Source organism: Rhodoferax sp. LS1R11 (assembly GCF_056521395.1).
In genome coordinates this window covers 21156-39324 of record NZ_JBWMAW010000024.1, presented here as the reverse complement: position 1 = coordinate 39324, position 18169 = coordinate 21156, and the positions used below count along the sequence as shown (strand labels likewise).

17 protein-coding genes and 1 pseudogene are annotated in these 18169 nt (G+C 60.8%); 8 read left to right on the top strand and 10 right to left on the bottom strand.

Annotated elements, in window-relative coordinates; translation table 11 throughout:
* The 8 genes and pseudogenes from AC097N_RS19935 to AC097N_RS19900 all read right to left on the bottom strand — a co-directional run.
* Nucleotides 1-117, bottom strand: a pseudogene (locus AC097N_RS19935) (5-dehydro-4-deoxyglucarate dehydratase); the annotation flags it as partial.
* A gap of 56 nt (nucleotides 118-173) precedes the next feature.
* Nucleotides 174-1160 (bottom strand): Bug family tripartite tricarboxylate transporter substrate binding protein, encoded by a 987-nt coding sequence (locus tag AC097N_RS19930; RefSeq protein ID WP_479583818.1) that lies wholly within the window; start codon nucleotides 1158-1160, stop codon nucleotides 174-176.
* 82 nt (nucleotides 1161-1242) lie between these two features.
* Nucleotides 1243-2508, bottom strand: a complete 1266-nt coding sequence (locus tag AC097N_RS19925; protein WP_479583817.1) for a glucarate dehydratase family protein — start codon at nucleotides 2506-2508, stop codon at nucleotides 1243-1245.
* Nucleotides 2509-2519: 11 nt separating this feature from the next.
* The gene (locus AC097N_RS19920; protein ID WP_479583816.1) at nucleotides 2520-3809 is read right to left on the bottom strand and encodes a TRAP transporter large permease; all 1290 of its coding nucleotides are present in this window, start codon (nucleotides 3807-3809) and stop codon (nucleotides 2520-2522) included.
* Nucleotides 3810-3822: 13 nt separating this feature from the next.
* Nucleotides 3823-4416: a TRAP transporter small permease gene (locus AC097N_RS19915; RefSeq protein ID WP_479583815.1), complete on the bottom strand. Its 594-nt coding sequence runs from the start codon at nucleotides 4414-4416 to the stop codon at nucleotides 3823-3825.
* Between the two features lie 68 nt (nucleotides 4417-4484).
* Nucleotides 4485-5474, bottom strand: coding sequence for a TRAP transporter substrate-binding protein (locus AC097N_RS19910; protein WP_479583814.1), 990 nt, complete (start codon nucleotides 5472-5474; stop codon nucleotides 4485-4487).
* A 33-nt stretch (nucleotides 5475-5507) separates the two neighbouring features.
* Nucleotides 5508-6416, bottom strand: coding sequence for an SMP-30/gluconolactonase/LRE family protein (locus tag AC097N_RS19905; RefSeq protein WP_479583813.1), 909 nt, complete (start codon nucleotides 6414-6416; stop codon nucleotides 5508-5510).
* 4 nt (nucleotides 6417-6420) lie between these two features.
* Nucleotides 6421-7230: an NAD-dependent epimerase/dehydratase family protein gene (locus tag AC097N_RS19900; RefSeq protein WP_479583812.1), complete on the bottom strand. Its 810-nt coding sequence runs from the start codon at nucleotides 7228-7230 to the stop codon at nucleotides 6421-6423.
* A gap of 147 nt (nucleotides 7231-7377) precedes the next feature.
* Here AC097N_RS19900 and AC097N_RS19895 point away from each other — a divergent pair, with 147 nt between their 5' ends.
* Nucleotides 7378-8124, top strand: a complete 747-nt coding sequence (locus AC097N_RS19895) for a FadR/GntR family transcriptional regulator (protein WP_479583811.1) — start codon at nucleotides 7378-7380, stop codon at nucleotides 8122-8124.
* Nucleotides 8125-8141: 17 nt separating this feature from the next.
* Here AC097N_RS19895 and AC097N_RS19890 read toward each other — a convergent pair whose 3' ends face one another.
* On the bottom strand, nucleotides 8142-8429 hold the full coding sequence (locus AC097N_RS19890) for a late competence development ComFB family protein (protein WP_479583810.1): 288 nt from the start codon (nucleotides 8427-8429) through the stop codon (nucleotides 8142-8144).
* 89 nt (nucleotides 8430-8518) lie between these two features.
* A complete protein-coding gene (locus AC097N_RS19885) occupies nucleotides 8519-10387 on the bottom strand; it encodes a YhgE/Pip family protein (protein ID WP_479583809.1) in 1869 nt (622 codons plus the stop codon).
* 189 nt (nucleotides 10388-10576) lie between these two features.
* On the opposite strand from AC097N_RS19885, the gene AC097N_RS19880 reads away from it, so the two are divergent.
* From AC097N_RS19880 to AC097N_RS19850, 7 genes are all read left to right on the top strand, one after another.
* Nucleotides 10577-11362, top strand: a complete 786-nt coding sequence (locus AC097N_RS19880) for a crotonase/enoyl-CoA hydratase family protein (protein WP_479583808.1) — start codon at nucleotides 10577-10579, stop codon at nucleotides 11360-11362.
* 63 nt (nucleotides 11363-11425) lie between these two features.
* Nucleotides 11426-13279: a feruloyl-CoA synthase gene (locus AC097N_RS19875; RefSeq protein ID WP_479583807.1), complete on the top strand. Its 1854-nt coding sequence runs from the start codon at nucleotides 11426-11428 to the stop codon at nucleotides 13277-13279.
* A gap of 18 nt (nucleotides 13280-13297) precedes the next feature.
* Nucleotides 13298-14560 carry a thiolase family protein gene (locus AC097N_RS19870; protein ID WP_479583806.1) on the top strand — a complete coding sequence of 421 codons (1263 nt, stop codon included), beginning with the start codon at nucleotides 13298-13300 and terminating at the stop codon, nucleotides 14558-14560.
* 99 nt (nucleotides 14561-14659) lie between these two features.
* Nucleotides 14660-15445, top strand: a complete 786-nt coding sequence (locus AC097N_RS19865) for an SDR family NAD(P)-dependent oxidoreductase (RefSeq protein ID WP_479583805.1) — start codon at nucleotides 14660-14662, stop codon at nucleotides 15443-15445.
* Nucleotides 15446-15454: 9 nt separating this feature from the next.
* Complete coding sequence (locus AC097N_RS19860) at nucleotides 15455-15874, top strand: acyl-CoA thioesterase (RefSeq protein WP_479583804.1); 420 nt, start codon at nucleotides 15455-15457, stop codon at nucleotides 15872-15874.
* Between the two features lie 48 nt (nucleotides 15875-15922).
* Nucleotides 15923-17056 carry an ABC transporter substrate-binding protein gene (locus AC097N_RS19855; RefSeq protein ID WP_479583803.1) on the top strand — a complete coding sequence of 378 codons (1134 nt, stop codon included), beginning with the start codon at nucleotides 15923-15925 and terminating at the stop codon, nucleotides 17054-17056.
* A 75-nt stretch (nucleotides 17057-17131) separates the two neighbouring features.
* Nucleotides 17132-18169: a branched-chain amino acid ABC transporter permease gene (locus AC097N_RS19850; RefSeq protein WP_479583802.1), complete on the top strand. Its 1038-nt coding sequence runs from the start codon at nucleotides 17132-17134 to the stop codon at nucleotides 18167-18169.

Sequence of the window (18169 nt, the reverse complement as noted above, 5' to 3'; positions counted from 1 at the left end):
CCACTCCAGACGGGCGGCATAACCTTTGGCGTTGAAATCGCCGTGGGCGTCAAAGTCTGTCACCGGGAAGGACAGCAGGCCGCTGGATATGATGGTTTTGAGGTCTTGGGGGGTCATGAGGGATTCCTTGGGTCGGGATAAATTTCAAACAAGGTGATTGATCTCAAGCCAGTTCAGTCCAGCCGAACGTCGGCCTGCTTCACCACTGCCGCCCAGCGGCTGCGTTCGCGTTCAAAAAACTGGTTCTGCTCTGTCGGGCTCATGGTCACCACTTCGGCGCCCTGCCCGGTCAGTCGGCTGCGAATGGCCGGGCTGCGGATGACCTTGATCAACTCGGCATTCAGACGGGCCACCGTGGCCGCCGGCGTACCTGCTGGCACAAGAACGCCCTGCCAGGTGCCCGATTCAAAGCCTGGCAAGCCCTGCTCGGCCAGCGTGGGCATCTGGCCCACCAGCGGCATGCGCGTGCCCTTGGAGATGCCGAGCACCTTGAGCTTGCCGCTCTGCACATGCGGCAGTGTGGCCAGCATGCCGTTCATGACGACCTGGGTCTGGCCCGCCATGGTGTCGGTCACGGCCTGTACGCCGCCTTTGTAAGGCACATAGGTCCAGCGCGCGCCGCTGGCCAGGGCCACCGCCACGCCAGCCAGATGTGGTGCGCTGCCCATGGCGGTCACGGCAAAGTTCAGGTCCGACTTTTTGGACAGCGCCACTAGTTCCTGCAGGTTGTTGGCCGGTACCGAGGGGTGGACCACCAGCATGTGCGGAGAATAGGCGAGCATGGTCACGCCGCGCAAGTCTTTGGACGGGTCAAACGGCAGCTTGGTGTACACCGAGGGGCTGATGGCCAGCGCACCGGTGTCGCACAGCAAAAGTGTGTGGCCATCGGGGGCCGACTTGGCAACCGCGTCAGCACCCAGGTTGCCATTGGCGCCGGGGCGGTTTTCAATGATGACCGGCTGATTCAATGCCTCGGACAAAGGCTGGCTGATGGCGCGGGCAATGATGTCAGACGATCCACCGGGCGGGTAGGGAACGATGATGCGCAGGGGCTTGGTCGGCCAGGCTTGCGCCTGGGCCAGCACGGGGGTGCTGATGGCCGCTGCGGTGAGCAGACCGAGGGTGGCAAGTACCAGTTGGCGACGTTGTGTGGATGGCATGAATACTCCTGAATTAATAGCTACATACGCCCTGATGACGTGGACTAGAGGCCGTTTTTATATAAATTAATGGGCCAGAAACTCAAAACCGGGGTTTCACCTGGGTCCAATCGGGCCGGAAACGCTGCATCTGCGCCACGTCGTTGCGGGTCCGAATGCGGCAGGTCTTGTAGGCCTCATGCAGTTCCGCCAGCTTGGCGCGGTCCAGTTCCACGCCCAGGCCGGGTTTGTCGGTGAGGTGGACGCAGCCCCCGGTGATCGGTACCTTGCCGCCCACCAGAATCTCATCGCTCTGCCACGGGTAGTGCGTATCGCAGGCGTAGCTCAGGTGGTGTACCGAAGCAGCGAGGTGCGTCATGGCCATCAGGCTGATACCCAGGTGCGAGTTGGAATGCATCGACAGACCCAGACCAAACGTGCTGCAGGTGCGCGCCAGCGCCTGGGTGGCCCGCAGACCGCCCCAGTAGTGGTGGTCGGACAGCAGGATTTGCACTGAATTCAACTCAATGCTGCGCTTGAGTTCTGCCCAGTTGGTGACCACCATGTTGGTGGCCAGCGGCAGGCCGGTGCGTTGGTGCAGCTCGGCCATGCCTTCCAGCGTGGGCGTGGGGTCTTCGTAGTACTCCAGGCAACCGGCCAGCTTCTCGGCCACGCGCAGGCTGGTGGGCATGGTCCAGTTGCTGTTGGGGTCGATGCGCAACTGGTGTTTTGGGAAAGCAGCCTTGAGCGCCAGGATGGCATCTGCTTCTTCCTCCGGATCAAACACACCGGCCTTGAGCTTGATGCTCTCAAAACCGTATTGGTCAATCATCTGTTTGGCCTGGGCCACGATTTGCTGCGGGTTGACGGCCTCGCCATACGGATCAGGTGCGTACTCGGGGTCCACCGAAGCGTCCCACTTGTAGAACAGGTAGGCCGAATAGGCCACCTTGTTGCGCACCGCACCGCCGAGCAGTTCCACCAAAGGAATGCCAAGTGTGCGGGCCTGCAAATCGAGAAACGCCACTTCAAAAGCCGAAAACGCACTGTTGACGAGGTTGCTGCCCAGCGAACCGGGCGCCAGCTCCATCTCCACGTGGCCGGTGTTGGTCTGCGGTGCGTTGGCCAACACGCGGGTCCACAAGCCATTGGTGTCGAAGGCGGACAGGCCCACCAGGCTGTCCCGGGTGCGATTCAGAAGGTCAAGCACGGGCGCATCGCCATAGGTTTCGCCCAGGCCCACTTGGCCATTGGCACCCACCACTTCAATGATGGAGCGCAGGCCCCAGGGCTCATGCACGCCAGCAGCATTCAGTAAAGCAGGGTCTCTGATCGCGATCGGGGTGACGCGGACGGCAACAATTTTCATGACTGAATCTTTCACTTCATCAAGGAGGGCAGCCACAACGAGAACGCCGGTACGTACGTCACGAGCAGCAGGCATGCGGTGAGCGCACCATAGAACGGCAAGATCGATTTCATGACCTCCCCTACCGAGATCCCGCCAATGGCGCACCCCACGAATTGCGTGACTCCCACCGGCGGCGTGTTCAGGCCGAGCGCGCAATTGATCAGCATGACGATGCCGAACTGCACTGGGTCCATGCCGAACTGCGCCGCGATCGGCAGAAAGATCGGCGTGCAGATCAGGATGGTGGCGGCCATGTCCAAGAATGTGCCCAGCACGAAGAGCAGCACGTTGATCATCAGGAAGATCACCCACGGTGTGGCGGACATGGAGGTCATAAGCGCGCCGGTTTTCTGGGGTACCTCGTAAAGCGCCATGAAATAGCCAAAAGCGGAGGAGATGCCAATCAAGAGCAGAACGACGCCAGTAGTTTTGCAGGCCTTTGCGCATGCCTTCAAAAAATGATTCCACGACAGCGAGCGGTAGACCAGCACCGTGACAATCAGCGCCCAAAGCACCGCCGTGGCGGCTGACTCGGTGGCGGTGAAAACACCGGACAAAATACCCGCCAGGATGATCACCACGATCAATAAACCGGGCAAGGAACCCAGGAAGGCCGTCAGAACTTCCTTCCAGCCCGGGAAGTTGCCGCGGGTCGGGTAGCCTCGCTTGACGGCCACGTAGTAGGCGGCGGCCAGGTTGCATAGCGTGAGGATCAACGCCGGGATGATGCCGGCCAGAATCAGGCTGAAGACACTGACCGAGGCAATCCCGGTGGTTGCCAGCGCAAAGATGATCAGGTTGTGCGAGGTGGGCATGATGGCGCCGACCAGCGCGGCGTGGGTGGTGACGTTGACTGCATAGTCGGCGTCGTAGCCCTCTTTCACCATCAGCGGAATCATCACTGAGCCCATCGCCGACACATCGGCCAGTGGCGAACCGGCAACGCCACCAAACAAAGTGCAGCCGATCACGTTACTCATGCCCAGGCCGCCGCGCACATGGCCGACCAGGCTGTTGGCAAAGCGCACGATGCGTTGGGCAATGCCACCGTAAAGCATCAGCTCACCGGCAAACACAAAGAACGGGATGGCCAAGAACGAAAATACCTGCATGCCGCCAATCATCTTCTGGAAAACGATAGCAATGGGCATGCCTGAATAGAGCACGGTACAGACCGAGGCTAGCCCGATCGAGAATGCCACGGGCACACCCAGCACCAGCAGCAGCGCAAAACTCAATGAGAGAACTGTTAGTTCCATTTTTTTCTTTCAATCAATACCAGGACGGAACGACTTCTTCGTCTCGAAGCAGCGCCACGATGTGTTCAATGGAAAACATCACGATCAACACGCCAGCAATCACCAGCGACAGATAGTCGATGCCCACGGGCAGGTGTAGCATCGGGTCCAGTTCGTCCCACTTAAGGCGGGTCCACAGCATGCCGCTTTGCACCATGATCCCGCCAAACAGTGCCACGAGCATGTGGATGAGGATCTCCAGCTTCAGGCGCATCGATTCGGGCAGTAGCGAGATGATCGAGTCCAGCCCGATGTGTCCTGCATCGCGCACCCCGACCGCCACGCCAAACGCGGTGACATACAGCACGAGCTGCAGGGCCAGCGCTTCAGCCCAGGTTGGCGTGTCATTGAAAACATAGCGGCCGACCACCTGGATCTGCACGCTCAGAATGATGCCGACTAAGCAAAAGATGGCGATGACCAGGCTGGCCTTGCTTAGCAACCCGCACAGGCGCGAATAGGCATGGCGCGCAGGCGGCCGCTCGTGTTCGGGGTCAACGCCCAAGGCAACAGGGCTCAAGGCCGCTGTAGTAGCTGCGGCTGAGACCGACGTTTGGGAGGCAATCATAAGATTCCTAGGTAGACGCACTAAGCTCAGGCCGACCGTTGTCGGCCTAAGCTTCAAACGGTCATGATTTACTTGTTGTCCTGCACAGCCTTGACAAGGCGCTGCAGATCAGGCGTGGTGATGAACTTGGCGTACACCGGCACCATTGCCGCCTTGAACGACGCCTTGTCCACGTCCGTCACGATCTGCGCGCCGGCCTTGGTCACGATGGCCAGGGCCTTGGCTTCCTGCTCGTCCCACTTCTTGCGCTGGAACGTCACCGACTCCTTGGCTGCTGCGCGGAACATGGCCTGGTCGGCTGGCGTCATCTTGTCGAAGATCGCCTTTGAAATCAGCAGTACTTCAGGTGCCATGGAGTGCTCGGTATGCGAATACACCTTGACCGCCTCGTAATGCTGAAAACCTTCGTACGAGGGGATGTTGTTCTCGGCGGCATCGATCAGGCCTGTCTTGAGCGCGGTCAGGACCTCGCCGGTAGGCATCGGCGTGGCGTTGGCACCCATGGCGCCGACCAGCGAAACCCACAACTCGGACTGTTGCACGCGGATCTTCAGGCCCTTGGCGTCGGCAATGGTACGCACTGGCTTCTTGGCGTAGATCGAGCGCGCGCCACTGTCGTAGAACGCCAGGCCCACGAGGCCCTGGCTCTCGCAGCCCTTCAGGATCTCTTCTCCGATCGGGCCATCGAGCGACTTGCGCATGTGCGCGATCGAGTCGAACAGGAAGGGCATGGTGGGCACCAGGCTCTTCGGGCAGATCGAGTTCAGCGAACTGATGTTGACCCGGTTCATCTCCAGCGCGCCAATCTTGACCTGGTCCAGCGTTTCCTTCTCGGTGCCCAGTGCGCTTTTGTTGAACACCTTGATCGTGTACTTGCCCCCGCTCTGCTTGGACAGCATTTCACTCATGTGCTTGACGGCGGCGACTGTCGGGTATTCATCGCTGTTGTGCACGTCGGCCGAGCGTAACTCGACGGCATGGGCCGAGACACAAAGGCTGGCGAGGATGCTGGCTGTCAGCGCAGCAGCACGAAAGGTAGTACGGCGGATTGATTTCATGAGAGTCTCCTGGTTGTAATCAAAAATGCTCGGCTAGAGCGACATGGGAAAACGCGAAAAAAGAGGTTCAGGCAGTCCACGTACGCCGGGGCGCAACGCAAACACACCACCGGCCAGTGGCTGGTCAGATAGATCGGTTCCTTCAGGGCGAATCGATGTCACGAACAGTGTGTCAAGGCCAGCGCCGCCAAAGGCGCACATGGCCGGTTTCTTGACCGGCACGGCCAGCGAACGGTCCAGCTTGCCGTCCGGTGTAAAACGATGAATGAGACCGGCATCGTTGCCGCAGATCCAGTAGCAACCGTCGGCATCAACCGCCGCGCCGTCGGGCCGGCCGGGTAGCGCATTCATATCCACAAAAACTCGGCGATTCGTGGGCGTGCCGGTCTCAATGTCGTAATCAAAAGCCCAGATCAGTTGCCTTGAGGGATGCGAGTCCGACAGGTACATGGTGCGGCCATCGGGGCTGAAGCCCAGCCCGTTGGGCGTGATGAAGCCATCCAGCATCTTTTGCAAACCGCTTGTCTGCTCATGGCGGTACAAGGCGCCGGACGGCAAAGCCAGGCCCATGTTCATCACCATGGTGCCCGCCCAGAAGCGGCCTTGCCGGTCACAACGGCCATCGTTGAACCGCATGCCGGCGCTGGCATGCGTTACTTTTTCCAGCAATTGGCTGCGCATCTGGCCATCAGCCTGAGTCTGCAATTCGAAGATGCCTGTTTCCATACCGGCAATCCAGGTGCCTGCGCTTGCGCCCTGCGCGATACAGGCCAGCATTTCGGGCGCCAGCCAGGTCGTCACCTGCGCCGTAGCGGCCTGCCAGCGGCAGAGTTTGCGCGCCGGAATATCAACCCAGTAAAGGGCCTGCTCGGCGACGTGCCAGACCGGGCTCTCTCCGGTCGCATTGCGGCAATCCACCAGGAGTTCAGCGTCAGAACTCATCGCATCAACCGGCAAAAGGACCGGCCTTGACAAAGCCACCGCCCTGAAATTGCACGGCCGGGTCGCTCAGATCAGGCGCTGGCGTGCGGGCATAGACCTCGTCGCGGAACACATCGGAGCTGTCCTGCGGCACATAGCCGACATGGCGCGCCTGCGAGTTGTCCCACCAGGTCACCGCGTTGTCAGACATGCCGAAAATGATGCTGTAGCCCAGCACAGGCGTCGTCAGGCAGGCGGTGATGAGCCGATGCAAATCATCAAAACTTAACCACGTAGCCAGCATGCGCCGGTCACGGGGCTCGGGAAACGAAGACCCGATCCGCACGCAGGCGGTCTCGATACCGTAGCGGTCAAAATACAGGCGGGCGAGGTCTTCGCCAAAGGCCTTGCTCAGACCGTACAGGCCATCCGGCCTGGCCGGATCACTGGTGGTCAGGGTCTCGCTCTGGCGGTAGAACCCTGTGACATGGTTGGAACTGGCAAAAACCACCCGTTTGACGCCATGCTTGCGCGCCGCTTCATACAGGTTGTAGGCACCCAGAATGTTGCCCTGCAAGATGGGCCCAAAAGGCCCCTCTACAGACACGCCACCCATGTGGACAATGGCATCCACACCGGCCACCATGGTGCTTACCGCATCGGCGTCTGCCAGATCGGCAAGCACCATCTCCTCCTGAGGGCCAGCCTCTCCAAAACCGATACGATCAGACAGTCGCAGAACGTCGCAGTTGGCCTTGAGTCTTTCCCGCAAAGCTTGACCCAATCCACCGGCAGCGCCTGTCAATAAAAGTTTGTGATGCGCCTTGATCGTCATTTTTTCACTCGTTTCAGGAATTAATCTTTTGCGCTGGACTTTTCCAGTGTGTCGCCTTACATTCAAAACATACTGCCGATGTCAGTTATACGTTGTCTGACAACTTAAATTATGCTGAGCCAACCCTATCCCGTCAAGAGTTTTTAAATGGAATCATGGAAAACCCCTAGTACCCCGCCAACCCGAGCTCGCCGCCCCCGCGGTTTGGTTCAGGAAATAGTCGAAGGATTGGCGAACAACATCCGCGAAGGCCTCATCAAGCCCGGCGACAAACTGCCTACCGAAGCAGAAATCATGGCCCGCTTTGACGTCAGCCGTACCGTGGTGCGTGAAGCCTTGTCAAAATTGCAGGCCTCCAGGCTGGTCGAAACGCGCCATGGCATTGGGACGTTTGCGCTGGCGCCCCAGGTATCGGGCAACTTCAAGATTGCCGAAGAAGACTTCTCAACCGTAGCCGATGTCATTGCAGTGCTTGAACTGCGGATCAGTCTGGAGACCGAAGCCGCAGGACTGGCCGCCCAAAGGCGTACCGAGGCGAACCTGCACACCATGCAGGCCGCACTGACGGCCTTTGAGGATTCCATCAACCACGATTCGGACGCGGTGCCACCCGATTTTCAATTCCACATGGAAGTGGCCCGCGCGACCAACAACCAGCATTTCGCGGACCTGATGACCTACCTCGGGGCCATGATCATTCCGCGTACCCGCGTGAACACGCCCAACAGCGCGCCCGAAGGTCGCTTGAGTTACCTGCAACGCGTTCACGGCGAACATGAAAGTATTTTCAACGCCATCCGCAACCGGGATGCGGAGGCAGCACGGGCTGCCATGCGCACGCACCTGTCGAATAGCCGGGAGCGCCTGCGGAAAAGTCAAACCGGGCCGACTTGAGCCGCGGCCAGGTTCTTTCAGGCAAATGCGGTGCGTTTGATCGTGCGTGACCCCACCAAGTCAAAGGCGTAGGTCAGCGCCTCGCTCATCGACAGCTCGATAACATGACGCTCCTGCTCGGTGAGGTAGAACATCATGTCAACATCGTGGCGCACATAACGCGCGGGCAGGCGATTCAACGCCACGCAAGCCACATCGGCGAGCATGTCGGCAGAAAAATCCACATGGTCTTGCGAGAGGCGTACGACGTCCTCAAAAACCAGGCGTTCAAAGTAGTTGTGAACCTGCTCAAAATTTATAGCCATGAAAGCCTCCAGCAATCGCCATTTGCACCCTGATCATGAGGTGACGTTAGCAGTTCCCGGCCCGGCTGACAAGCAGCCGACGGCCAGGTTCAGGTCTCAATGCCCGGTTTGTAATCAGGCGCCTTCACGAGCTTCCAACGCCCGGCAAACGCGGCAAGGAACAGGGCCGCAAGGCCACCGTAGATGACAACACGCCACACGGGCATCCAGCCATTGTCAAAGGCGCCGAACAAGCTGGCGCGCAGGGCTTTCACCACCCAGGTAAACGGCAACCAGGCATGCACGGACTGAAAAAACCCACCGGTGAGTTCAATCGGCATCACACCACCCCCCGCGGCCAATTGCAGGGTGAGCAACAAGACGGCAAACAACTTGCCAGCCTCGCCACATAACCGCAGCAATAAAAACACAATAGCCAGAAATGCCAGGGAGCCAGCAAGCATCGTCAAGGCAAACGTCAGGTAGCTGGGTGCCTTGATGCCAAGCCCAAAGACAAGCATTAAAAACGTCACCAGTACCTGGCACAACACGACCAGGGCCGGAATCGCAAACTTCCCCAGCACTTTGCTCAACTGCGGCGCACTGGCGTAATCAGCCACCAACGTGCCCATGTTGAAGAGATAGGCCGTCATGACCGCACCCAGCCACAAGGCCATGGCGACCATGTTGGGCGCAAAGGCGCTGCCGTTGTTGGCCACGGGCGCCAACACATCAAGGATGGGCTCTACTGAATCCGCCAGACCACGGGCGCTTCCATCCAGCTTGTCCGGGGAGGCGGGCAACACGGACTCGATCAGCTGGATGCCCGTGCGGAGTTTGGCTGAGCCTTCGGACAAGGTTTTTCCGCCGTCCACAAAAGTGTCCAGCCGGCTGTTTTCAGGCAAGCGGCTTTCGATCGTTCGGATACCCTCCCCGATGGCACCCACGCCGTCGATGAGTTTGCCCGCGTCAACTTCGGCCTTCTGAACACCCCGCACCAACTGGCCATTGGCCTCAAGGGCCAAGCCCAGTCCGTCTTTCAGCTGCTCGCCACCCGCGGCCAACTCGCCCGCGCCTTTGGCGACACGTTCGCCCACCAGCGGAATATCAAGCGACTGCTTTTGCATGGACGTGGCACCGTCGATCAGGCGCGCGGCACCCGCCTGCAGCTGCACAAGACCGGCACCCAATTCGCTCTGGCCCGCAGTCAATTGAACGGTTCCCGCCTTGAGCGACTTGAGCTCGGCGTCCGACGGCAATTCGTCACGCATGCCGCGCAGCCCGGCCCCCACTTGCTTGAAGCCAGAACTCATCTGGCTGGCCGCCACGCTGTACTTGACCACCCCATCATCCAGCGTCTGCGCGCCCGCGCTCAACTGGGCAATGCCCGCTCTGAGTTTTTCAAGGTTTTTGCCGGAGCCGTCAGCCGTGCTCAGCACCTGCTCCCATCGCTTTTCGTTCAGTGTTTCATTGACCTGGTGCCCCAATTCGGTGGCAAAGCGACGGGCAAATCCGGCGGCCGCGTAGTTATTGCCCTCAGACAGGATCACCGTCACCTGGCCGCCACCCGCCCGCTCTCCCGGAACGGCGTTGGCGCTGAAATCCTGGGGAATAACCACCGCAAAGGCCAGACTGCCGAGCGCTACACCCTGGCGGACCGCCTCAACATCGAGCATCTGCCGGAAGCCAAAAGTGCCTGACTGGACCAATCCTGCAGCGAGTTCTTCCCCCACGTTGACCGCGATTCCCTTGTAGTTGATTCCGACATCCAGATTGACAATCGCCACCGGCAGCGCGTTCGTCTTGCCGTTGGGGTCCCACACGCTGGAGAGATAGATCAAGGCATAAAACGCGGGCACCACCGTGATGGCAAACACCGCCAACCCAAACCTCGGAAAACGCCGAAATAACGAGCCGTCTGTCTTGACGATGTTCCAGAGTGACTGGCAGAAATAACGAAGGAAATCAGCGATGCGCATGCACCGGATTGTGCTTGTTTTCAGCCCAGGCCGACCAAGCCTGTTGCGTTGTTTTTCAAAATTCAGGGCATGACAAGTGTCCTTGTGATGGCTGACGGCCTAGGGTAAACACCCATAAAAATGGCAAAAAATACGCTTGAACTAGTTATATTTAATAACCATAATTCACCCCAAGAAGGAATTATCAGCATGATCAACCAAGACCTCCATTTCGAACTCCGCGGCGACCAGCAAGAAATTGCCGTGATCCGTCTGACCCGCGGCGCCAAACGCAACGCACTGAACGACAGCCTCATTCTGGCCCTGCGCGATCTCTTCGAAAAAATGCCTGCCAGCGTACGTGCAGCCGTCATTGACGGTGAAGGCGAACACTTCTGTGCCGGCCTGGATTTGAGCGAACTTCAGGACCGCGATGCCGGTCAGGGTTTGCACCACTCCCGCATGTGGCATGCCGCACTGGAGCGCGTTCAATACGGTCCGGTACCCGTGATTGCAGCCTTGCACGGTGCTGTGGTGGGGGGCGGTCTGGAGCTGGCCAGTGCCTGCCACATCCGCGTTGCCGATGACACCACGTTTTATGCCCTGCCCGAGGGCTCGCGCGGCATTTTTGTGGGCGGTGGCGGCTCGGTGCGCATTCCGCGTCTGATTGGTGTGGCCCGCATGACCGACATGATGCTGACCGGACGCGTGTTCAACGCGCAGGACGGGGAGCGCATTGGCATGGCCCAGTACCTCGTGCCACAGGGCACGGCATTTGACAAGGCCATGGAGCTGGCTTTGCGCATTGCGCAAAACGCCCCGCTGACCAACTATGCGCTCACCCATGTGCTGCCGCGCATCGCCGACCAACCCGCCGACCAGGGCTTCATGACCGAAGCCATGATGGCCGCCATTGCGCAAAGCGCACCCGAGGCCAAGGACCGCGTGCGTGCCTTTCTGGAAGGCCGTGCGGCGAAAGTACAAAAGGCTTCCTAGGCCATTGTCAGTTCAACCCATAAAAACAAAAAAATCAGAACCCCGGACCCGAAAGAGACAACCATGACTGCTCCCAACTACCGCCCGCTGACCTTCGGCGTGACCCGCGTGAACCTGCGGGATGGCGCGCCCGGCGTGCACTACCTCAGCGCTGAACAGCCGTTACAGGCATTCCCCGCGCGCATGACCGACCGCCTTCAACATTGGGTGCAGGTGGCCCCCGATCGCATCTTCATGGCCCGCCGGGAAAAGCTGGCCGGCGGTGGCACGGGCGACTGGAAAACCGTGAGTTACGCCCAGGCATGGGCCAGCGCACGCAACCTGGCCCAGGGACTGATCAACCGGGGACTGAGCGTGGAGCGCCCCGTGGTCATCCTGTCCGAGAACGATCTCGAACACGCCCTCCTGTCCCTCGCTTGCCTGCTGGCGGGCGTGCCTTTTGTACCCACTTCACCGGCCTACTCGCTGATCAGCCAGGACTACGACAAGTTGCGGCATGTATTGAAGACGGTAACGCCGGGCCTGGTGTTTGCCGCTGATGCCGCTCGCTTTGGCAAAGCCATTTTGGCGGCGGTCGGCCCTGATGTGGACGTGGTCTTGACCCATGGCACGCTGGACGGCCGTGCCACCACGTCCTTTGCGCAACTGATCGACACCCCAGCCACACCGCAGGTAGACGCCGCCATTGAAGCCACGGGGCCGGACACCATCACCAAATTTCTCTTCACCAGCGGCTCCACCAAGCTGCCCAAGGCGGTCATCAACACCCAGCGCATGTGGTGCGCCAACCAGCAGCAGATGGCGCAATCCATGCCGGTGCTGACGCAGGAACCGCTCGTGCTGGTGGACTGGCTGCCCTGGAACCACACCTTTGGCGGCAACCATAATTTCGGCATGGTGGTGTACCACGGCGGCACGCTGTATATCGATGACGGCAAGCCCACCGCCGCCCTGATGGACGAGACACTGCGCAACCTGCGCGAGATTGCACCCACCGTGTATTTCAACGTGCCCACCGGGTTTGAGGCGATTGCCAACGCCATGAAGACCGATGCCACGTTGCGCAGCAAACTGCTGTCACGCGTCAAGATGTTCTTCTATGCCGGTGCCTCGCTGGCCCAGCCCATCTGGGACGGTCTGTATGAGGCCCAGGAGAAGGAGATCGGCGAACGCATCGTGATGACCACGGGTCTGGGCATGACCGAGTCTGGCCCCTTCGCGATTTTTGTCACCAACCCCAACGTCAAGGCCGGCGACCTGGGCGTGCCGACGCCGGGCATGGAACTCAAGCTGGTGGACATGGGCGGCAAGACCGAGGTGCGTTACCGCGGCCCCAACATCACGCCCGGCTACTGGCGCGCAGCGGCGGAGACCGCCGAGCACTACGATGAAGAAGGCTTCTTCTGCTCGGGCGACGCCGTCAAATGGATTGACGAGACCGACGTGCACCAGGGCCTCAAATTCGACGGCCGCATCGCTGAAGACTTCAAGCTCGCGACCGGCACTTTTGTCAGCGTGGGTCCGTTGCGCGCCAAGATTGTTGCTGCGGGCGCGCCCTACATCCAGGACGTGGTGCTCACCGGCATCAACCTCAAGGAGGTTGGCGCCATGGTGTTCCCGACCTCCGCCGTCCGTGCCTTGAGCGGCTTGGGCACCAGCGTGCCGATGGCCGATGTGCTGTCCAGTGCGCCGGTACTCACGCACTTCCAGCAGGTGATCGACGACCTGGCGCGCAACGCCACCGGCAGTGCCAGCCGCATCGCCCGCATGTGCCTGTTGGCCGAGCCGCCCACCATTGACCGCGGTGAAGTCACCGACAAGGGGTCGATCAACCAGCGCGCCGTATTGGCACACCGCGCCGAGACGGTAGAGGCGCTGCATGCCGACGCACTGCACACCATCCTGAAACCACAATAACGCGAAAGAAACCGAATCATGGCTACCCAAGGATTTTTCTCCCACTTTGACGATGTCTGGATGCTGGACGGCGTGCGCACCCCGATGGTCGATTACTGCGGCACCCTCGGCCACATTTCGCCCACCGACATGGGCATCAAGGTCGCCCGCGCGGTGCTGGAGCGCAGCGGCGTGCCGGGCGCGGACATCGGCTCGGTGATTGCGGGCAACATGGCACCCGGCGATTTTGAACAGTTCATGCTGCCGCGCCACATCGGCCTGTACGCTGGCGTGCCGGTGGACGTACCGGCACTGATGGCGCAGCGCATCTGCGGCACCGGTTTCGAGCTGTTTCGCCAGGCCGGTGAGCAGATTCAAAGTGGTGCCTGCGAGGCCGCGCTGGTGGTCGGCAGCGAGAGCATGACGCGCAACCCGATTGCCGCGTTTGACCACCGCACCGGCTTCAAGCTGGGCGCGCCGGTCGGTTTCAAGGACTACATGTGGGAAGCCCTGAATGATTCGGCCGCCGGCATCAACATGATCCAGACCGCCGAGAACCTGGCGAAGCAATACGGCATCACGCGCGAAGAAGTGGACGCGTTTGCATCGCAATCGTTTGCCAAGGCGGTAACCGCGCAGCAGGCTGGTTTTCATGCCGGTGAAATCGTGCCGGTGATCACCGAAAAGTTCGAACTGGAGGGCTACAAAACCCGCGGCATCAAACTGCAAGGCAAGATCACCGAGGTGGCGACGGACACCCACGCCCGCCTCTCCCCCGTGGACGTGCTGGCCAAGCTCAGGCCGGTGTACGAAGGCGGCGTGCAAACCGGTGGCAACAGCGCCGCGCTGGTGGATGCCGCCGCCGCGGCCATCGTGGCCTCGGGCCATTACGTGAAAACCTGGACCCAAGCGCAGGGCAAGAAGCCGCTGGCACGCGTGGTGGCTTGCGCAGTGGTGGGTGTGCCGCCCGAGATCATGGGCATCGGCCCGGCCCCGGCGATTCGCCTGCTGCTGGAACGCACCGGTCTGACGCTGGAGCAGATTGGCCGTTTTGAGATCAACGAAGCGCAGGGTGCGCAGACGCTGGCCGTGGGCCGTGATCTGGGCCTGGATTTGAGCCGCCTCAACGTCAATGGCGGTGCCATTGCGCTCGGTCACCCGCTCGCTACCACCGGCGTGCGCCTGACGCTCACGCTGGCGCGCGAACTCCAAAGTGCCGGTCTGCGCTGGGGTATTGCGTCAGCCTGCATTGGCGGTGGCCAGGGCATTGCGCTGTTGCTGAAAAACACGGACGCAGCCTGAGCATTTTCTCCAAAATTTATATAAAACAAGGCTGTAGCCCACGTCCTACGTGCGCAAGCAGCTATTAAATGTATAGCAACTTGATTTTGAAAGCCTGATATGAAAATTCAAGGACAAGCCGCTCTCGTGACCGGCGGCGGCTCCGGTCTCGGCGAAGCGACGGCGCGTGAACTGGCGCGCCAAGGCGCCCGCGTGGCGGTGCTCGACATCAACCCGGCCAACGCCGCCCAGGTGGCAGCCGACATCAACGCGGCGCACGGAGACGGCCGCGCGCTGGCCTGTCCCTGCGACATCACCAACACCGAGAGCCTGCGGGCGGCCATCGCCCAAGCGGCTGCGGCCCACGGCCCGGCCCGCCTGTTGATGAGCATTGCCGGCATCGGTGCCGCCAAACGCGTGATCGCCAAGGACGGCTCCCCCGCCCCGCTGGAAGACTTTGTGCGTGTGGTCAGCGTCAACCTGATCGGCACCTACAACGTGGCCCGCCTGTTTGCCGCCGAGTGCGCCAAGCTGGACCCGCTGGAAGATGGCGAGCGCGGTGTGATGGTGTTCACCGCCTCGGTCGCCGCCTTTGACGGCCAGGTTGGGCAGCAGGCCTACAGCGCCTCCAAGAGCGGCGTGGTCGGCATGACGCTGCCCATGGCGCGCGATCTGGCGCAACACGGCATTCGTGTCTGCACCATCGCCCCCGGCCTGTTTGCCACCCCGTTGATGAAAACCCTGCCTGAGGCCGTGCAACAGTCGCTGGCGGCCAGCATTCCGTTCCCCGCGCGTCTGGGCAAGCCGGAAGAGTTCGCCCAACTGGCCAGCCATATCATCACCAACACGCACCTGAACGGCGAAGTGATTCGCCTGGACGGCGCCCTGCGCATGGCCCCGCGCTGAAAGAACCCCATGAGCAAAACCGTTGTTTATGAAGTCAATGTGATGTTCGGCGACTGCGATCCGGCCGGCATCGTGTTCTTCCCGAATTTTTCCAAATGGATGGACGCCTCATCGCTGAATTTTTTCGTCAAGTGCGGCGTGCTGCCCTGGCGCGAACTGGTCAAGACCACCGGCATCATCGGCACGCCCCTGCTGGAGATCAACACCAAATTCATGCGCCCCGCCACCTACGGCGAGACGCTGCAGATTCACACCAGCGTGACCGAGTGGCGCGACAAGGTGTTCATGCACAAGCATGTGGTCAAGCGTGGTGATGAGGTCTTGTGCGAAGGCACCGAGACCCGCGCCTTCTGCATGCGCCTGGCCGACAACCCTGATCGCATCAAAGCCATTCCGGTGCCGGAAGACATCAAGGCCTTGTGCAGTTAGCACCCCGTTTTCTTCCCTCGCCCCTACCAAAACTCAGGAGACAAACTCATGAAAAATTTCAAAACACTGATCGCCACCGCAGTCGCGGTCCTGGCCGCCGGTGCAGCCCAGGCGGACATCACCATCGGCATCAGCCTGCCGCTGACCGGCCCGGCCTCCGGCCTGGGTATTCCGGTCAATAACCAGATCAAACTCTGGCCAACCACCATCGCGGGTGAAAAGGTCAAGGTCATCGTGCTGGATGACGCCACCGACCCCACCAATGGCGTGAAAAATGCCAAGCGCTTTGTGACCGACGACAAGGTGGACATCATCATGGGCTCGGTCGCCACGCCGGTGGCGATCCCCATGGCGGGCGTTGCTGCTGAAGCCGAGACGGTACAACTGGCGTTCTCACCCGCTGTGCTGCCACCGGGCAAAGACGGTTGGACCTTCCGCATGCCCCAATCCAATGCGGTGATGGCCCACGCCATGATCGGTTTGATGAAGAAGCAAGGCGTGAAGACCGTCGGCTTCCTGGGCTACACCGACGCGTATGGCGAGAGCTGGCTCAAGGACTTCACGGCTGAGGCCGACAAGAATGGCATCAAGGTGGTGGCCACAGAGCGTTTTGCCCGCTCCGACACCAGTGTGACGGCCCAGGCCCTCAAGCTGATCGCCGCCAGCCCCGACGCGATGCTGATCGTCGCTTCCGGCAGCGGCGCGGCCATGCCCCACAAAGGGGTGATCGAGCGTGGCTACAAGGGCAAGATTTACCAGACCCACGCCGCAGCGTCCCGTGACCTGATGCGCGTCGGTGGCAAGGATGTGGAAGGCGCTTACGTGGTGTCCGGCCCGGCCGTGATTGCCGAGCAGCTGCCCGACAGCCATCCCTCCAAAAAGGCCGCCATTGCCTTTGTTGAGCAGTACGAAAAAGCCTACGGTGCGGGCTCGCGCAACCAGTTTGCCGGCCATGGCTATGACGCCATGCTGGTGATGGAAAAGATTGTGCCCATGGCCCTGAAAAAGGCCAAACCCGGCACCAAGGAGTTCCGCGCTGCCCTGCGCGAGGCGATGGAAACCATGGGCCGCACCGTGGTGTCGCATGGCGTTGTCAACTGGACCAAGGACGACCATTGGGGTTACACGCTCGAAACCGGCGTGATGCTCAAGGTGGTCAATGGCGACTGGAAAGTCGAATAACACGGTCGACTCATGACATGGGGCCGCCCCGATGGCGGCTCCCATGATGGTCTCTCAATCTCAACGGGCTCACCCATGGATATTTCAATCGTCAGCATTCTGATGCTGGACGGCATGACGAACGGTGCCATTTACGCCCTGCTCGGTCTGGCCACGGTGCTGGTGTTTGCCGTCACCCGGGTCATCTTTATTCCCCAGGGGGAGTTTGTCGCGTATGGCGCGCTGACCCTGGCCATTTTTCAGACCGGCCAGGTTCCCGGCACGGTCTGGTTGCTGCTGCTGATGGCGGCGCTCGCCGCCGTGCTGGATGTGCGCCAGACCTGGCAGCACACGCACCATGTGCCCAGGGCTTTGAAAGCCGGTGCAATGACCCTGCTGGTGCCCGTCGTCGTCTCGGCACTCTCCATCTGGGCGGCGCCACGCCAGTTTCCGTTGTTGGTACAGGCGCTGCTGACGGTGGGCGTGGTGACCTCATTTGGTCCGCTGGTGTACCGGCTGGCTTACCAGTCCCTGGCGGATGCGAGTTCGCTGGTGCTGCTGATCGTGTCAGTGGGCGTGCATTTCGCCATGACCGGCCTGGGCCTGCTTTTTTTCGGCGCCGAGGGCTTTCGCAATCCGTCGTTCTGGGATGAGCGCTTCAGTCTGGGCGCCGTCACCCTGAACGGCCAGACCATCATCATCGCAGGCGTGTCACTGGCCCTGATCGGCCTGCTGTGGCAGTTTTTTGAGAACACGCTGTACGGCAAGGCGCTGCGTGCCACCGCCGTGAACCGGCTCGGTGCGCGGCTGATGGGCATCTCCAGCCACACCGCCGGTCAATCCACCTTTGCCATGGCGGCGCTGATCGGGGCCCTGTCGGGCCTGTTGATCGGCCCCACCACCACGGTGTTTTATGACTCGGGCTTTCTGATCGGCCTCAAGGGCTTCGTGGCCGCGGTGATTGGCGGACTCGCCAGCTACCCGGCGGCGGCGGTCGGCGCCTTGTTTGTCGGCCTGGTGGAATCCTTTGGTTCTTTTTGGGCCAGCTCTTTCAAGGAAGTCATCGTCTTCACCATGATCTTGCCCATCCTGCTCTGGCGCTCCATGACCAGTGGTCATTCGGAGGAACACTGA

Bases quoted from the DNA above. Each gene is read 5' to 3' on its own strand.
- AC097N_RS19930 (WP_479583818.1), bottom strand. From the start codon at position 1,160: ATGCCATCCACACAACGTCGCCAACTGGTACTTGCCACCCTCGGTCTG.
- AC097N_RS19925 (WP_479583817.1), bottom strand. From the start codon at position 2,508: ATGAAAATTGTTGCCGTCCGCGTCACCCCGATCGCGATCAGAGACCCT.
- AC097N_RS19920 (WP_479583816.1), bottom strand. From the start codon at position 3,809: ATGGAACTAACAGTTCTCTCATTGAGTTTTGCGCTGCTGCTGGTGCTG.
- AC097N_RS19915 (WP_479583815.1), bottom strand. From the start codon at position 4,416: ATGATTGCCTCCCAAACGTCGGTCTCAGCCGCAGCTACTACAGCGGCC.
- AC097N_RS19910 (WP_479583814.1), bottom strand. From the start codon at position 5,474: ATGAAATCAATCCGCCGTACTACCTTTCGTGCTGCTGCGCTGACAGCC.
- AC097N_RS19905 (WP_479583813.1), bottom strand. From the start codon at position 6,416: ATGAGTTCTGACGCTGAACTCCTGGTGGATTGCCGCAATGCGACCGGA.
- AC097N_RS19900 (WP_479583812.1), bottom strand. From the start codon at position 7,230: ATGACGATCAAGGCGCATCACAAACTTTTATTGACAGGCGCTGCCGGT.
- AC097N_RS19895 (WP_479583811.1), top strand. From the start codon at position 7,378: ATGGAATCATGGAAAACCCCTAGTACCCCGCCAACCCGAGCTCGCCGC.
- AC097N_RS19890 (WP_479583810.1), bottom strand. From the start codon at position 8,429: ATGGCTATAAATTTTGAGCAGGTTCACAACTACTTTGAACGCCTGGTT.
- AC097N_RS19885 (WP_479583809.1), bottom strand. From the start codon at position 10,387: ATGCGCATCGCTGATTTCCTTCGTTATTTCTGCCAGTCACTCTGGAAC.
- AC097N_RS19880 (WP_479583808.1), top strand. From the start codon at position 10,577: ATGATCAACCAAGACCTCCATTTCGAACTCCGCGGCGACCAGCAAGAA.
- AC097N_RS19875 (WP_479583807.1), top strand. From the start codon at position 11,426: ATGACTGCTCCCAACTACCGCCCGCTGACCTTCGGCGTGACCCGCGTG.
- AC097N_RS19870 (WP_479583806.1), top strand. From the start codon at position 13,298: ATGGCTACCCAAGGATTTTTCTCCCACTTTGACGATGTCTGGATGCTG.
- AC097N_RS19865 (WP_479583805.1), top strand. From the start codon at position 14,660: ATGAAAATTCAAGGACAAGCCGCTCTCGTGACCGGCGGCGGCTCCGGT.
- AC097N_RS19860 (WP_479583804.1), top strand. From the start codon at position 15,455: ATGAGCAAAACCGTTGTTTATGAAGTCAATGTGATGTTCGGCGACTGC.
- AC097N_RS19855 (WP_479583803.1), top strand. From the start codon at position 15,923: ATGAAAAATTTCAAAACACTGATCGCCACCGCAGTCGCGGTCCTGGCC.
- AC097N_RS19850 (WP_479583802.1), top strand. From the start codon at position 17,132: ATGGATATTTCAATCGTCAGCATTCTGATGCTGGACGGCATGACGAAC.